Source organism: Thermophilibacter sp. (assembly GCF_966187215.1).
In genome coordinates, this window is the sequence record NZ_CBIFYV010000021.1 from 1 (window position 1) to 12,337 (window position 12,337).

Genomic DNA, 12,337 nt, shown 5'->3' on the forward strand with positions numbered 1-12,337 from the left:
CCCCCCCCCCCCGCTCGCGGTCATGGTCGTATCGTGCAGCGATTTTCTTGCGGGTGTCGTCTCCAGTGCCGCCGCATATAATAGAAGTTCATGCATTCTGGGCATTTTGCCCGTGAAGCGGAGGAAGATATGGAGAACGACATCCCGCCCGTCAACCGGGTCGATGAGATTCGCGAGCGCCTCGACGGTCTGGTCGGCACGCGCCTCCGGGTGCGCGCCAACATGGGTCGCTCGCGCATTGTCGAGCGCACGGGCACGCTCGTGCACGCGCACCCCTCCCTCTTCGTCGTCGAGGTCGAGGAGCGCCGCGGTCGCACCGCGCGCCAGTCCTACCAGTACGTTGACGTGCTCACCGGCACCGTCGAGCTCTACGACGTCGAGAGCGGCGAGCGCCTGTTCGACTTCACCGAGGCCCCGGCGGAGTAGCCCCGCGATGCCCGCCACGGTCGTAGAGACCCCCTGCAAGGTCAACCTGCACCTGGGCGTCCATGCCGAGAAGGACGTGCGCGGCTATCACCGCGTCGACTCCGTGATGGTGCCCGTGGCGCTGTTCGACGCCGTGCGCGTCGACGACGCGCCGGCGCTCTCCGTGAGCTTCTCGCCCGCCCTCGGGACGGCCCCGGAGAAAACGGGCGTCTGGCGAGCGGCCGAGCTGCTGGCGCGCGAGCTGGGTCGCGAGCCCGACGTGCGCGTCGAGGTGCGCACGCGCATCCCGGAGCACGCGGGCCTCGGCGGCTCCTCGGCGGACGCCGGCGCCACGCTGCGCGCGCTCGCGGCGCGCTGGGGCGTCGGGCCCCGCGACGAGCGCGTGGTGCGCGTGGCCCGGCGCGTGGGCGCCGACGTGGCCTTCTTCCTGCGGCCGGAGCCGTCGCTGCTCACGGGCGCCGGCGACGTGCTCGAGCGGACCTTCCCGTCAGTCGAGCTTCCGCTCGCGCTGGTGATGCCCAACGCGCCCGGCGGCTCCACGGTCGAGGCGTACGCGGAGTTCGACCGCGCGCCGGTGGCCCCGGGTGACCCGTCGGAGCTGTGCGCGGCCCTTGCGGCCGGCGACGCGGCGCGCGTGACGGCCTCCCTCAGCAACAACCTCGCGCCGGCGGCGCGCGCCCTCTGCCCGGAGGCGGGCGAGGTCGAGGACTGGCTGCGCGGGCGCCCCGGCGTGCTCGCCGCCCAGATCACGGGCTCGGGGACCTGCTCGTTCGCCGTCTGCGCCTCGTCTGCGGCCGCCGATTCCGTCGTCGCGGACGCCGTCGCGCGCGGCTGGCGCGCCTGGTCCACAAAAACTGTTGGTTCCTGCGGAGAAGTCTGCTAGAATATCCCCTCGCTACGGGTTGTGGCTCAGCTTGGTAGAGCGCTCGGTTCGGGACCGAGAGGTCGCTGGTTCGAATCCAGTCAACCCGACCACGAACCTCAGGGGCCGTCGGCGTCGCGCCGGCGGCCCTTTTGCGTGCGCGCCGAGGGGGCACCTACCCCAGCGGCCCCTCGCGGCGGACGGTGCGCGCCATGTGCCGCGGGACCGCGTGCCACGTGCAGCTGCCGATGACCGTCCCCGCCGCGCGCTTGGCCGCCTCGCTGGCGCCGCGCGGCGCGCAGGCGTGCGCAAACCGCTCGAGCATGGCCAGGTCGTTGCCCCCGTCGCCGTAGACGGCCACCTCGTCCTCCGCAAAGCCCAGCTGCCCGGCGAGCCACGAGACCGCCTCGCCCTTGTTGACCCCCGCCGCGGTCACCTCGAAGAGGTTCCCGTCAAACGAGGCGTTGACCAGCGTGTCCGCGCGCTCGTCGAGAAACGCCTCGACCTCGCGGCGCAGCCCCTCGTCGGCCACGTTGAAGTTGACCTTGCCGATTCGGTGCGCCAGGACGTCGGCGTCGCTCTGGTCGTAGCGCTGCGCGCCGCCTCGCCCGCCGCGCCGCCTTCGCCAGCGCAGCGCCAACCCGGCGAGTCCCGGCGGCATCCGGAACCCCGCCGCGAAGGCCTCGCGCGAGCCGCGCACGAACTGCCCGTCGTCAGCGATGCAGTTGCACGCGATCGCGGGAAAGGCGCCGAGAAGCTCCTCGAGCGCGCCGGGCTTGATCGACACGGCGCGGAGCAGCTCGCCGCTCGCGCCGTAGACGAAGGCCCCGTTGCCGCAGACCAGCTCGAGCGGCAGGTCGCCGAACCCCAGCTCCGCGGCGCTTCTCGCCCAGCGGCCGGTGGCCAGCGCCACGTGCCGGCCCGCCGCGAGCACCCGCCGCAGCCGGCGTAGAATCGCGCCGTCGGTCTCGTGCAGGGCGTTGTAGAGCGTGCCGTCGAGGTCGCTCGCAAAGAGCTTGATCATCGTGCCTCCTCCCGCGCCAGTATAGCGGCGCCGTCCCCGCCACGCTCGGCCCGCGCGCCCGTCGTCCGGTCCCTGCGCTATCCTGATCGAACGCAACGAAAGGAGCCCCATGGAACTGCTCGCCATCGTCGCGGCGCTGGTCGCGGTGGCCGCGCTCGTGGTCGTGCTGGTCGAGCTCGGCCGGACCCGCTCGCTCGTGGACGATCGCCTCGCCGAGGTGCGCGACGTGGTGGACGACCGGCTCGCCCGGCAGCTCGGGGCCCAGCAGGCGTCGCTCGCCAACCAGCAGCGCGCGGTGGCCGACCAGCAGCGCGCCGTCTCCGAGCAGCTGGCCCAGGCCGACCGCCGCCTCCAGGAGATCCGCACCACGCTCGACGTGCAGCTCAAGGCCCTCCAGGAGGACAACACGGCCCAGCTCGAGCGCATGCGCGCCACGGTGGACGAGAAGCTCCAGCGCACCCTCAACGAGCGCATCAGCCAGTCCTTCTCGCTGGTCAACGAGCGGCTGGCCCAGGTCGACCGCGGTCTCGGCGAGATGAAGGGCCTCGCGCAGGACGTGGGCGGCCTCAAGCGGGTGCTCTCCAACGTCAAGACGCGCGGCATCATGGGCGAGATCCAGCTCGGCGCCATTCTCAAGGAGATCCTGGCGCCCGGGCAGTACGAGGAGAACGTCGAGACCGTGGCCGGGAGCGGCCGGCGCGTGGAGTTTGCCGTCAGGCTCCCCGGCGAGTCCGGAGAGACCACGTGGCTGCCCATCGACGCCAAGTTTCCCGGCGACGCCTACGAGCACCTGCGCGCGGCGGAGGAGGCCGGCGACGCGGAGGCCGTCGAGCGCGCGTGGCGCCAGCTCGAGGAGCGCCTGCGACTGGAGGCCAAGGACATCCACGAGAAGTACGTGGCGCCGCCCGAGACCACGAGCTTCGGCATCCTCTTCCTGCCGTTCGAGGGCCTCTACGCTGAGGTCGTGGGGCGGCCCGGGCTGCTCGAGCGCCTGCAGCGCGACTGGCGCGTCAGCGTGGCGGGGCCGAGCACCATGGCGGCGCTGCTCAACAGCCTGCAGATGGGCTTCCAGACCGTGGCCATCCAGCGCCGCGCGGACGAGATCCAGCAGGTGCTCGCCGCGGTGAAGACCGAGTTCGCCACCTACCAGGGGATGCTGGCAAAGGCGCAGAAGCAGCTCGGGACCGTGAGCAAGACGATCGACCAGCTGGCCGGTCGGCGCTCGCGCGCGATGGAGCGGCGGCTGCGCGGGCTCACCGAGCTCGACAGCCTCGAGGAGGCCGATCGCGTCCTCGGCATCGACGCGGCCGACGACCCCGATTCCGACGTTCCCGTCGACCCCGGCGCCCCCGCCGGTCCCGATGTCCCTCTCGCCGACCCCTGCGCCCCTCTCGCCGACCCTGGCGCCCCTCTCGCCGACGAATAACCCGCAAAATCTGACATTCACAAACCTTAATCCTGCAATTATATGATTATGAAATCATTTTTTGCGGGTTGTTGGGCAGCGAGAAGCACACGGCGAGAAGCGCGCGTGAGATGCGCGGCGAGGGGCACGCGCTGCCGCGGCTACCCCTCGATGCCGAGCTCGCGCAGGTAGGCGTCCTCGAGCGAGGTGAGCGCCGCCACGAGCGGCGTCAGGTCGGTCAGGTTGATGCCGTCCACGCTGCGCTGGGGCGAGCAGCAGTAGAGCGCCAGGCGCGCGTACTGCGCCAGCTCGCACGGGTGCAGGTCCGTGAGCGAGACGATGTCCACCCCGTGCTCGGCCGCGTACCGCGCGAGGCTCACCACCTGCGCGGTCTCGCCCGACAGGCTCACCAGCAGGAGCAGCGTCCCGCGCCCCGTGCGCTCCATCTCGCGCCGCACCTGGTTCTCGTAGGTCACGAACTGCGACTTGCTGTCGAACTCGGCGATGCGCCGCGCGAAGGCGTGGACGGGATAGGCGGTCTCGCCCACGGCGAAGATGACGATCTGGCGCGCCTGGGCCATGAGCCGCGCCGCGCGCCGCTCCACGTCGGGCTTGCGGCACAGCTCGAGCGTGCGCCGCACGAGCTCGACGGTGTCGGGGACGCCGCCCGCCTCGCCGCCCGCGCGCCGCCTCGCGTCCTCGACCTCGTGCCCCAGCGAGAGGCGCATGTCCGAGAACCCCTCGTAGCCGAGCTTGCGGGAGAAGCGCATGATGGCGTTGGGCGAGATGTGGAACGACGAGGCCAGGTCCGAGACCGTCCTGCCGGCCGCCTCCGCCGGGTTGGCGAGTACGTAGAGCGAGAAGGTCTCCTCGAACTCCGTGAAGCGCTCCCGATTGAGGAGCACGCGCTCCGAGAAGCTGGCCCGTCCCATGGCACCTCCTGGCAGCCGTTCGACCGTGAAGCACAGGATAACCGCTCGACCGTGCATATATACACGGTTCCGCGCGCGATTCCGCGAGCGGCGGGCACCTGTGACAAAATCCCACCGCGGCGTCCGCTCGCGGCGTACAAGGGATGCATCGAACGCACGCAACCGAGGAGAGGAGAATCGCATGGTTGCTGCCAGCAAGCCGTTCCTTCTCGCCGTCACGGCGTGTACCGCGGGCATCGCCCACACGTACATGGCCGCCGAGGCGCTGAAGAAGGCGGCCGAGGGGGCCGGGGCCGAGATCAAGGTCGAGACCCAGGGCACCGTCGGCGTGGAGAACCGCATCACCGAGGACGAGGTGGCTCGCGCGCAGGCCGTCATCTACGCGCACGACGTGGCCATCAAGGAGGCCGACCGCTTCGCCGGCGTCCCGACCGTGGACGCCTCCGCCGCCGCGGCCATCAAGGACCCGGACGGGCTCGTCGCGCAGGCCCTGTCCAAGGCCCGCGCCGTGGACGCCCCCGCCGCCGCCCAGGGAGCCGCCGAGAAGGTCGCCGGCTCCGACGCGGGCGAGCCCGGCTTCGGCACCCTGGTCAAGGACTCGGTCCTCACCGGTATCTCCTACATCATCCCGGTCATCATCGCCGGCGGCATGATCTCCGCGATCTGCACGATCGCCACGCAGCTCTTTGGCCTGCAGGACCTCGCGGCCGACACCACGAGCTGGCTCTCGATGTTCAAGAGCCTCGGCTCGGGCGCCCTCGGCACGCTGATGGTGCCGATCCTCTCGGCCTTCATGGCCTACTCGCTGGCCGACAAGCCCGGCCTCGGCCCCGGCTTCATCGGCGGCCTGGCGGCCAACGCCATCAACTCCGGCTTCCTCGGCGGCATGCTCGCCGGCCTGATCTCCGGCTTCCTCATGCGCTGGATGAAGCGGCACATCAACGCCTCCGGCCCGGCTCGCACGTTCGTGCAGTTCTGGGTCTACCCGGTCGTGGGTTCCGCCATCACCGGCGCCCTCATGCTCTTCGTGGCCGGCCCTCCCGTGGCCTTCGTCAACCAGGCCCTCATCGACTTCCTGAACGGTCTCTCGGGCACCAACGCCATCCTGCTCGGCGCCGTCATCGGGGCGATGACCTCGTTCGACCTCGGCGGCCCCGTCAACAAGGCGGCCTACGCCTTCTGCGTGGGCGCCATGGCCAACGGCAACCTCGTCCCGTACGCCCTGTTCGCCTCCGTCAAGATGGTCTCGGCCTTCTCCTGCACCGCCGCGTGCATGCTCCGCAAGGACCTCTTCACCGAGGAGGAGCGCCAGATCGGCGACCAGACCTGGCTGCTCGGCCTCGCGGGCATCACCGAGGGCGCCATCCCCTTCGCGATGCGCAACCCCGTCCCGGTGCTCGGCTCCTTCATCGCCGGCTCCATCGTCTGCGGCGGCATCGTCGGCTTCTGCAACGTTGGCCTGTCCGTGCCCGGCGCCGGCATCTTCTCGCTGATCGCGCTCTCCGGCCCGTTCGGCGCCATCGGCAACGGCCTCATCTGGTTCGGCGCCGCCGTGCTGGGCGCCGCGATCTCCACGGCGCTGCTCATCATCACCCGCAAGCGACAGCTCGCCAAGCAGTCCGCCTAGCGCACGTCACGCTCGCAGGGCCCGCCGGGCGAACCGGCGGGCCCTCCGCTACCATCGACACAGACGCACACAGTCTCAGGAGCTCCCATGAAAGTGACCAAGGTCTTCGTCGTTCCCCACGTCCACTGGGACCGCGAGTGGTACTTCACCTGCGAGGAGTCGCAGGTCCTCGCCGTCCGCGACTTCGGGGAGGTGCTCGACCACCTGGAGGCCGACCCCGACTACCCCTCCTATGTGCTCGACGGCCAGATGGCCGTGGTGGAGGAGTACCTCCGGACCGTCTCCGGCTCCCGCGAGCGCGTCGAGCGCCTCGTGCGCGCGGGCCGGCTCCACGTGGGTCCCTGGTACACCCAGACCGACGAGATGGTGGTGGGCGCCGAGTCCATCGTGCGCAACCTGCTCTACGGCACTGCGTCGGCCCGCGAGCTCGGCGGCGTGATGCGCGTGGGCTACGTGCCCGACTCCTTTGGGCAGAGCGCCCGCGCCCCGCAGATCCTGAACGAGTTCGGCATAGGCCGCTCCGTCTTCTGGCGCGGGCAGTCGCAGTTCTCGGGCACCGACGCCAACCAGTTCTGGTGGGAGGCCCCGGACGGCTCGCGCTCGCTGGTGGCCCAGCTCCCGCTCGGCTACGCGACGGCCAAGTACCTCCCGCGGGAGCCGGAGGCCCTGCGCGCCCGCCTGGGCAAGCTCTTCTCGTTGATGGACGAGCTCGCGCCCACGCCCGTTGCCATCCTGCCCAACGGCCACGACCAGATGCCCATCCAGACCGACATCGAGAAGGTCCTCGAGGGGCTGCGCGCCGCCTTCCCCGACCGAGAGTTCAGCCTCGGAAGCTACGACGACGCCCTCGACGCGATCGAGGCCTACGACCGCGACCACCCGCTGCCCGTCGTGCGCGCGGAGCTGTTCGACGGCAAGCGCGAGCGCGTGCACCGCACGATCACGAGCGTCCGCATGGACAACAAGGCCGCCAACGCGCACGCCGAGAACCTCCTCGCCCGTCGCGTGGAGCCCCTGCTGGCCGTCGCCCACGCGGTGGGCGTGGACTGCCCGCGCAGCCTCCCGCGGCAGGCGTGGGAGCTCCTGCTGGTCAACCACGCGCACGACTCCATCGGCGGCTGCTGCTCCGACGAGGTCAACGCGCAGATCAAGAGCCGCTTCAGCGAGGCGACCGAGCGCGCCCGCCTGCTCGCCCACTACCACGAGCGCTACCTCACCGAGGCCGCGGACCTGCCCTCGGAGGGGCGGCTCGGCCTGTTCAACATGAGCTGCGTCCCCGGTGAGCGCCTGGTCACGGCCGAGGTCCTCACCAAAGGCGAGCGCTTCGAGCTGGTGGACGCCGAGGGGCGCGCGGTCCCCTACGACGTGATCGGCACGCGCGAGGTGGACCCGGGCCTGGTGGACCGCCAGATCGTGGCGGCCGGCCACTATGACCCCTTCCTCTGCACCACCGTCCAGCTGCGTCGCGACGTGCCGACGGTGGGCTACGAGGTGCTCGGCGTGCGCGAGGTCGACGGCGCGCGGCCGGAGGCGCCGGTCGTCCGCGGGGGGGCCACGGAGTTCGACACCGCGTGCTATCACGTGCGCGTCAACGCCGACGGCACGTGCGACCTCACGGTGCTCGCGGACGGCTCCGAGCTGCGCGGCGCCTTCGCCGTCGCCTGCGAGGGCAACGACGGCGACGAGTACGACTTCTCCGAGTTGCGCGGGGGAGAGATGCTCCTCTCGTCCGACGTCGTCCGCTGCGAGCCCGAGGTCACCGAGCGCGAGCACTCGGTGCTCGTGCGCGTCTCCTACGACCTGATGCTCCCCGAGCGCCTCGAGGGCTGGGCGGACGCCTCGGTGCCGCGCTCGGCTCGCCTGGGCGTGTGCCTCGAGCTCGAGTTCGACCGCTCCTCCGAGGTCGTCTCGGTGCGCGTGGCGCTGGACAACCACGCCGACGACTTCCGCGCGCGGCTGCTCGTGCCGAGCGGCATCGTCTCGCGGGTCTCCTATGCCGACAACCAGTTCGGCCAGATCGCGCGTCCCGTGGTGGACCCGGCGCTCGAGGTCTGGGAGCGCGAGGGCTGGCAGGAGCGCCCGGACGCCGTCTTCCCGTTCCTGAGCTACGTCGCCCTCTCCGACGACGCCCGCACCGTGGCAATCCTCACCGACAGCACGCGCGAGTACGAGGCGGTGGGCGAGGGGCACGACACGCTCGCCATCACGCTGCTCGCCTGCGTGGGGACGCTCGGCAAGTCCGACCTGGTGCGGCGCCCCGGCCGTCCCTCCGGCATCTCGGTGCCCACGCCCGACGCCCAGTGCCACGGTCGCCTGGACCTCTCGCTCGCGCTCGCGTGCGTCCCGCGCCCGGTTGAGGACGCGCGCCTGGGCGCGCTCGCGGCGCGCTGGCTCACCCCCGTGGACGCCTACCAGCGCTTCGACTACGCGCCCATCCGCCTGAGCGCCCCGACCCACCCGGTCCCCGCGCGCTTCTCGCTGTTCAGCCAGAGCAACGAGACGCTCGTGCCCACGTCGGTGAAGCTCGCCGAGGAGCGGGACGCCGTGCTGGCGCGCTTCTACAACGAGTCGGACGCGGCACAGGACGCCGCGTTCGGGGGCGCGCGGCCGGTCGCGCGGCTGACGCTCGCCGAGGAGGCGGCCGACGCGTCGGGAGTGACGGTGGCGCCGCTCGGCGTGGCCACGTTCGAGCTGGAGGGGAGCTGGTCGTGATGGGCCCCGCGCCGCGCTTCCTGCTCGCGTCCGACTCGCTCAAGGGGACGCTGTCGTCGGCGGACGCGGCCCGACTGCTCGGGCGCGCCGCCCGGCGGCACTTCCCCGGCTGCTCGTGCGCCGTCGTGCCGATGGCCGACGGCGGCGAGGGCACGGTTGACGCGCTCGTGGAGGCCTGCGGCGGCGAGCGGGTCAGCACGACGGTGGCCGACCCGCTCGGCCGGCCCGTCGAGGCCGCCTACGGGATGCTGCCCGGCGGCCGTGCCGTCATAGAGACGGCGGCGGCCTCCGGCCTGCCCCTGCTCGCGCCCGACGAGAGGAACCCGCTGCTCACGAGCACCTACGGCACCGGCGAGCTGATCCTCGACGCGCTGGGGCGCGGCGCGCGCGACGTGACCGTGGCCCTGGGCGGCAGCGCCACCAACGACGGAGGCCTCGGCATGGCGCGGGCTCTCGGCGTCCGCGCGCTCGACGCGGACGGCCGCGAGCTCGCCGGGCGCGGTGCCGACCTGGAGCGCGTCGAGACGCTCGACCTCGCGGGGCTGGACGCGCGCGTGGCCGACGCGTCCTTCTCGATCATGTGCGATGTGGACAACCCGCTCACCGGGCCCGAGGGCGCGAGCGCGGTGTTCGGGCCGCAGAAGGGCGCCACGCCCGCGATGGTCAAGGAGCTGGACGCCGGCATGGCGCGCTACACGTGCGTGCTGGAGGGCGCGTTCGGGCGGGACCTCGACGTCCCCGGCGCCGGTGCGGCCGGCGGGCTCGGTGCCGGCTGCCTGGCGTTTCTCGGCGCGCGGTCCCAGAGCGGGATCAGGCGCGTGCTCGAGCTCGTGGGGTTCGACGCGCTGCTCGCGGACGCGGACCTCTGCGTCACGGGCGAGGGCCACGCCGACGCGCAGACGGCGCGCGGCAAGGTGGTCGCCGGCGTGGGCGAGGCCTGCGCGGCGGCCGGCGTGCCGTGCGTGGCCGTGGTGGGCGGCATGAGCGCGGACGCGGCCGGGCTCCCGGGGGTGGGCGCGATCGTGCCCACGGCCATCGACGCCATGCCGCTCGAGGAGGCCCTGGGCCGGGCCGAGGAGCTCTACGCGCTCGCCGCCGACCGGCTCTTCTCGCTCCTGGCGATGGGCGCGCGTCTCAAATAACCCGCAAAATCTGACATTCATAAACCTTAATCCTGCGATTATATGATTATGAAATCATTTTTTGCGGGTTGTTGGCCGGCGAGAAGCGCGCGGCGAGAAGCGCGCGGCGAGAAGCGCGCGGGATCGCGTGGCGAGAAGCGCGCGGGAACGCGCGGCGGGGGGCACATCGTTGGCCCGCCCGCCTCCGACGGGCCTCGCTGGGGCTATGATGGGGGCGTCCCCGTCCGCGGTGCCGCTGCGAGGAGGTCGCCATGTTCTGTCCCAACTGTGGTGCCCAGGTCCCTGATGGCTCGAAGTTCTGCACGAGCTGCGGCTTCACGCTCGGCGCCGCCGCGCCGGCCCCGGAGCCCGCGCCGTCCGACCAGCAGCTCGCCGTGGTCGAGGAGAAGCCCCGCGGCGGCCGCGGCAAGACCGTGGCCATCGTGGTCCTGGCCGTCCTTCTGCTGGCGGCCGTCGCGTTCATCGTGTGGCAGTTCGTGGTCCCGCGGGCCACGGGCGCGCAGGACGCGGCCCAGCAGCCGGCGCAGACCCAGCCCGCCGACCCGGACGCGCCGTCCGTCGACGACCCCGATTCCGACGTTCTCGTCCCCTCCGTCGGCGACACGCTCGAGGGCTTCCTGCGCGACGCGGGCCAGTACGACGCCATGTGCGACATGATGGTCGAGACGCTCTCATCCACGGCCGGTGACGCGCTCCTCGACGCGGACGCCTCGATCGAGGGCAACACGCTCGTGCTCTCGATGACGATGAACGTGCCCTCGAGCGGCGACGCGGTGACCCGGCGCATGCTGGACACCTTCCTGGACGAGAGCCTCGTGGACCAGATGGCGTCCGTCTGCGAGCAGCTCGAGACGGCGGCCGACGTGTCGGGCGTGACCTGGTACCTGGACTTCTACGCGTCCGACGGCACGAGCGTCGGCTACGTCGAGTACGGCAGCGACGGCGTGGTGGACTACTCCCAGCAGGCCGCCACGCTGCGCGTGTAGGGAGGCGGACCATGTTCTGCGGCAACTGCGGCGCCCGGATTCCCGACGGCTCTGCGTTCTGCCCGCGCTGCGGCTCGCGCACCGTGGCCGCGACCGCGCCCGGTGCCCCGCAGGGCGCGTCGCGACCGACGTCCGGCGGCGCCGTCGGGTGGGCCGCCGGCAAGATCAACGAGATGGCAGGCGGAACCGACCGCGTGGAGCTGCGCTTCGGCAACTTCTTTGACTCCGTCTTCAGGCGGCACTCCCCGGGCGAGGCCGACGTGCTCTTCTCGGTGGGCGGCCCCACCACCACGCCCCCGATCTCCCGCGTCTCGCGCGCCTGGCCCCACCCGTGGATCTACTCGCGCGTGTTCCTCGTGCTGCTCATCACCTTCATCGGGCTGTGGGTCTTCTCGAGCTTCTTCCAGAACCCCAACGGGCTCCCCGGCCTGATGTTCGTGGGGGCGCTGCTGGTGCCCTTCTCGGTGACGGTGTTCTTCTTCGAGACCAACGTGCCGCGCAACCTGGGCTTCGCGCGCGTCGTGGAGATCTTCTTCGTGGGCGGCGTGCTGTCGCTCCTGTGCATCTACCCGCTCGACGCGCTGCTGCCCGGCAGCGGCGTGGGCGACTTCGGCCCCGCGCTGCTCACGGGAATCATCGAGGAGCTCGCCAAGGTGGCTGCGATCGTGGTCTTCGTCAAGCGGATCGGCGAGCGCAACTACGTGCTCACCGGCCTTCTGGTGGGCGCGGCGGTGGGGGCGGGGTTCGCCGCCTTCGAGACCGCGGGCTACATCTTCAACCAGGGGTTTCTCGGCGGCATCGGCTTCACGTGGGACTACATGCTCGACAGCATGATGAACGTCACGCTGCTGCGCGGCATCCTCGCCATCGGCGGCCACGTGGTGTGGGCGGCGGCCGAGGGCGGCGCCCTGGCCCTGGCCGACCACGGCACGGGCTTCAGCTTCGGCCACCTGATGTCGCGGCCGTTCCTCGTCTTCCTGGCGATCTCGATCCTTCTGCACGCCCTGTGGGACACCATCCCGGTGCCGCTTCTGGACGACGTCGAGATCTGGAACGGGATCACCCTCAAGTACGTGCTGCTCATCGTGGTGATCTGGATGGCGATCGCGGTGCTTTTGCACCGGGGCATCGAGGAGGTCAACCAGCTCTCCGCCGCGGCGATGCGGGCGCAGCACCAGGCCCCGGACGCGTTCCCGCGCGCCTAGCCGGAAACGGGTCTCG

At 71.6% G+C, this 12,337-nt stretch carries 10 protein-coding genes and 1 tRNA gene; 9 read left to right on the top strand and 2 right to left on the bottom strand.

Annotation, left to right across the window (positions count from 1 at the left end; genetic code table 11):
• The first annotated feature begins 129 nt into the window (after positions 1-129).
• The 3 genes from ACWTSU_RS02070 (at position 130) to ACWTSU_RS02080 (ending at position 1,401) form a co-directional block, all read left to right on the top strand.
• Complete coding sequence (locus ACWTSU_RS02070; protein ID WP_455138223.1) at positions 130-426, top strand: Veg family protein; 297 nt, start codon at positions 130-132, stop codon at positions 424-426.
• Between the two features lie 7 nt (positions 427-433).
• On the top strand, positions 434-1,309 hold the full coding sequence (locus ACWTSU_RS02075) for a 4-(cytidine 5'-diphospho)-2-C-methyl-D-erythritol kinase (protein ID WP_455138224.1): 876 nt from the start codon (positions 434-436) through the stop codon (positions 1,307-1,309).
• A gap of 15 nt (positions 1,310-1,324) precedes the next feature.
• Positions 1,325-1,401: transfer RNA gene (locus tag ACWTSU_RS02080), tRNA-Pro, on the top strand.
• A 62-nt stretch (positions 1,402-1,463) separates the two neighbouring features.
• On the opposite strand, the gene ACWTSU_RS02085 is transcribed toward ACWTSU_RS02080, so the two are convergent.
• On the bottom strand, positions 1,464-2,312 hold the full coding sequence (locus ACWTSU_RS02085) for an HAD family hydrolase (protein ID WP_455138225.1): 849 nt from the start codon (positions 2,310-2,312) through the stop codon (positions 1,464-1,466).
• A gap of 109 nt (positions 2,313-2,421) precedes the next feature.
• Here ACWTSU_RS02085 and ACWTSU_RS02090 point away from each other — a divergent pair, with 109 nt between their 5' ends.
• Positions 2,422-3,738 (top strand): DNA recombination protein RmuC, encoded by a 1,317-nt coding sequence (locus ACWTSU_RS02090; RefSeq protein WP_455138226.1) that lies wholly within the window; start codon positions 2,422-2,424, stop codon positions 3,736-3,738.
• Between the two features lie 140 nt (positions 3,739-3,878).
• Here the strand turns inward: ACWTSU_RS02090 and ACWTSU_RS02095 are convergent, their stop codons facing one another.
• Positions 3,879-4,649: a MurR/RpiR family transcriptional regulator gene (locus tag ACWTSU_RS02095; protein WP_455138227.1), complete on the bottom strand. Its 771-nt coding sequence runs from the start codon at positions 4,647-4,649 to the stop codon at positions 3,879-3,881.
• A 181-nt stretch (positions 4,650-4,830) separates the two neighbouring features.
• On the opposite strand from ACWTSU_RS02095, the gene ACWTSU_RS02100 reads away from it, so the two are divergent.
• From ACWTSU_RS02100 to ACWTSU_RS02120, 5 genes are all read left to right on the top strand, one after another.
• On the top strand, positions 4,831-6,276 hold the full coding sequence (locus tag ACWTSU_RS02100; protein ID WP_455138228.1) for a fructose-specific PTS transporter subunit EIIC: 1,446 nt from the start codon (positions 4,831-4,833) through the stop codon (positions 6,274-6,276).
• An 87-nt stretch (positions 6,277-6,363) separates the two neighbouring features.
• Complete coding sequence (locus tag ACWTSU_RS02105; RefSeq protein ID WP_455138229.1) at positions 6,364-8,988, top strand: glycoside hydrolase family 38 N-terminal domain-containing protein; 2,625 nt, start codon at positions 6,364-6,366, stop codon at positions 8,986-8,988.
• A complete protein-coding gene (locus tag ACWTSU_RS02110) occupies positions 8,988-10,130 on the top strand; it encodes a glycerate kinase (RefSeq protein WP_455138247.1) in 1,143 nt (380 codons plus the stop codon). Before ACWTSU_RS02105 ends, ACWTSU_RS02110 begins: the two co-directional genes overlap by 1 nt.
• A 251-nt stretch (positions 10,131-10,381) precedes the next feature.
• Positions 10,382-11,116: a zinc ribbon domain-containing protein gene (locus tag ACWTSU_RS02115; protein ID WP_455138230.1), complete on the top strand. Its 735-nt coding sequence runs from the start codon at positions 10,382-10,384 to the stop codon at positions 11,114-11,116.
• Positions 11,117-11,127: 11 nt separating this feature from the next.
• The gene (locus ACWTSU_RS02120) at positions 11,128-12,321 is read left to right on the top strand and encodes a PrsW family intramembrane metalloprotease (RefSeq protein WP_455138231.1); all 1,194 of its coding nucleotides are present in this window, start codon (positions 11,128-11,130) and stop codon (positions 12,319-12,321) included.
• Positions 12,322-12,337: the final 16 nt, after the last annotated feature.

What these genes read in the sequence shown, in the direction of transcription:
- ACWTSU_RS02070 (WP_455138223.1), top strand. Translation starts at nt 130, where the DNA reads ATGGAGAACGACATCCCGCCCGTCAACCGGGTCGATGAGATTCGCGAG.
- ACWTSU_RS02075 (WP_455138224.1), top strand. Translation starts at nt 434, where the DNA reads ATGCCCGCCACGGTCGTAGAGACCCCCTGCAAGGTCAACCTGCACCTG.
- ACWTSU_RS02085 (WP_455138225.1), bottom strand. Translation starts at nt 2,312, where the DNA reads ATGATCAAGCTCTTTGCGAGCGACCTCGACGGCACGCTCTACAACGCC.
- ACWTSU_RS02090 (WP_455138226.1), top strand. Translation starts at nt 2,422, where the DNA reads ATGGAACTGCTCGCCATCGTCGCGGCGCTGGTCGCGGTGGCCGCGCTC.
- ACWTSU_RS02095 (WP_455138227.1), bottom strand. Translation starts at nt 4,649, where the DNA reads ATGGGACGGGCCAGCTTCTCGGAGCGCGTGCTCCTCAATCGGGAGCGC.
- ACWTSU_RS02100 (WP_455138228.1), top strand. Translation starts at nt 4,831, where the DNA reads ATGGTTGCTGCCAGCAAGCCGTTCCTTCTCGCCGTCACGGCGTGTACC.
- ACWTSU_RS02105 (WP_455138229.1), top strand. Translation starts at nt 6,364, where the DNA reads ATGAAAGTGACCAAGGTCTTCGTCGTTCCCCACGTCCACTGGGACCGC.
- ACWTSU_RS02110 (WP_455138247.1), top strand. Translation starts at nt 8,988, where the DNA reads ATGGGCCCCGCGCCGCGCTTCCTGCTCGCGTCCGACTCGCTCAAGGGG.
- ACWTSU_RS02115 (WP_455138230.1), top strand. Translation starts at nt 10,382, where the DNA reads ATGTTCTGTCCCAACTGTGGTGCCCAGGTCCCTGATGGCTCGAAGTTC.
- ACWTSU_RS02120 (WP_455138231.1), top strand. Translation starts at nt 11,128, where the DNA reads ATGTTCTGCGGCAACTGCGGCGCCCGGATTCCCGACGGCTCTGCGTTC.